At 38.6% G+C, this 2198-nt stretch carries 3 protein-coding genes; 2 read left to right on the top strand and 1 reads right to left on the bottom strand.

Annotated features, from left to right (window positions below):
- Positions 1-469, bottom strand: a 469-nt coding sequence (locus AC1DRF_RS24165) for an SDR family NAD(P)-dependent oxidoreductase (RefSeq protein ID WP_477741890.1), incomplete at its 3' end; no start/stop codon positions are given.
- 236 nt (positions 470-705) lie between these two features.
- Between AC1DRF_RS24165 and AC1DRF_RS24160 the strand changes: the two genes are divergently transcribed.
- Positions 706-1668, top strand: coding sequence for a carbohydrate ABC transporter permease (locus AC1DRF_RS24160; protein ID WP_274447849.1), 963 nt, complete (start codon positions 706-708; stop codon positions 1666-1668).
- A partial coding sequence (locus AC1DRF_RS24155) for a carbohydrate ABC transporter permease (protein ID WP_477741891.1) occupies positions 1668-2198 on the top strand: 531 nt, incomplete at its 3' end. The genes AC1DRF_RS24160 and AC1DRF_RS24155, both read left to right, overlap by 1 nt.

Here is a 2198-nt window from a genome sequence, read left to right as displayed (position 1 = left end):
CCGTTGTTAAGTGAGGGTTGTTGAAGTCTATTTTTCCGGCTTTATGAGCACCGGACCCAACGTTTATAATGCGTCCTTGCAGAGATTTTTTCAGCAGATCTAAAAGTAAATTAGTTAACAAAAAGTGACCCAAATGATTGACACCAAGCATCATTTCGAATCCGTCTTGTGTTGTTTCACGCTTGATTGTCACCACGCCCGCGTTATTAATCAGCACGTCAAACACGCTGTAGCGAGATGTAAAGTCTTCACTGAAAGCCCGGATACTGTCAAGAGAACCTAGGTCACAGGTCATAAGAGATATGGAATCCGATCCGCTTTGACGCTTCGCTTCTTCTAAAGCCGTATTTCCTCTTTCTTCATTTCGGCATATCATAATGACTTCGAATCCTTTTTTAGCTAGTTCAATCGTTGTGGCCAGCCCCATTCCAGAATTGGCACCCGTAATTAACGCTCGTTTGGCTGTCATGCGTATGTTCCTCCCAACTACATCTTTTTTCTAGTGTATAAGATAAGAAGATACGTCGTCCACTTCTAGCTTTTCTTTCATGCATACTTTCATGCATACTTTAAAAAAATGCGTAAAATGTGCACAGGGGAGAAAATGTTGCACAAAGGTCAATATTTTACACCCTACTCGTCAATTAAAGCGGTTTCATAAATAACTGATTTCGCTAAAATAAGACATAGGGAGGTGCTAGTAAGATGAATAGCCAAAGTAAATTACAGGAGACAGAATATGTTCCTTTAGAGCAAGAACTTAAAAGAGAATCATCTATTAATACGAAAAAACGTAAAAATTTGAAAAATGTAGGTTTATTTGCTCTATTTGTAGGGCCCGCACTTTTAGCGTTTTGTGTGATTGTACTTATACCATTTTTTACAGGGATTTATTACTCATTTACAGACTGGAACGGAGTAAACGGTACGATTAACTGGGTGGGGCTTGATAACTTTAAGTACTTGTTCACCGAAGATAAGCAGTTTCAGCAGTCGTTTTGGATTACAACAAAATATACGGTCGTTGCGATTATCTTAACGAATGTGGTTGGGTTCGTGTTAGCAATCCTTGTTACTCAAATGTTAAAAACACGAAACATTTTACGTACGGTTTTCTTTATGCCGAATTTAATTGGCGGACTTTTACTAGGATTTGTATGGCAGTTCATTTTTGTAAAAGGATTTGCATCTATCGGACAAATCACGGGAATTTCGCTTTTTGAACTTCCTTGGTTGGGAGACGCAAAAACAGCATTTTGGGGCATCGTGATTGTAAGTGTATGGCAAGGAGCGGGTTATATCATGCTTATTTACACAGCAGCACTGCAAAACGTACCGCAAGAGCTAATTGAAGCAGCAAAAATTGACGGGGCAAGCAGATGGCAAATTCTTCGTCACATTACAATTCCAATGGTAGCACCGGCAGTAACGGTTTGTTTATTCTTAACGATTTCATGGTCATTCAAAGTATTTGATGTCAACTTATCATTAACAAACGGTGGTCCATTTAAATCAACAGAAATGTTAGCGCTTAACATTTATACAGAAGCATTTGTTAATAACAGATACGGTCTAGGTGAAGCAAAAGCCTTAATTTTCTTCATCGTCGTAGCAGCAATTACAATTATTCAAGTAACATACACCAAGAAGAAGGAGGTTGAATCGTGATGGGAAACAAATATACGAGCAAAACCTTTATTGTTGAAATTTTAGCAGTCCTGCTTGGACTAGTGTTCTTGGTTCCATTTTATTACGTGCTTTCAAACTCACTGAAGTCATTTGCAGAAATTCTATCAAACACATCGGCGCTGCCGACAACGATTCAGTTTCAAAACTTTGTTAATGCATTCAACCAAATGAATTACTTAAAAGTGCTTAGCAACTCGCTGATCATTACAGTCATCAGTAACGCAGTTCTAGTCATCTTCTGTTCAATGGCAGCTTACATGCTGGTTCGAACAAAGAAAAAAATCAGCAGCATTATCTTTATGGCATTCGTAGCGGCAATGGTTATTCCGTTTCAATCCATCATGATTCCACTTGTAAAAGTAGCAGGAAACTTAAATCTGTTAAACAGCATCTGGGGTATTGTGATCATGTATTTAGGCTTTGGTTCAGGTATGACGATTTTCTTGTACCACGGATTTATTAAAGGAATTCCAGTCGAGCTAGAAGAAGCGGCAATCATCGACGGATGC

Source organism: Priestia sp. P5_B4 (assembly GCF_056400385.1).
Note: the sequence above shows the minus strand (reverse complement) of the source record. Positions and strands in the feature narration are given on the sequence as shown.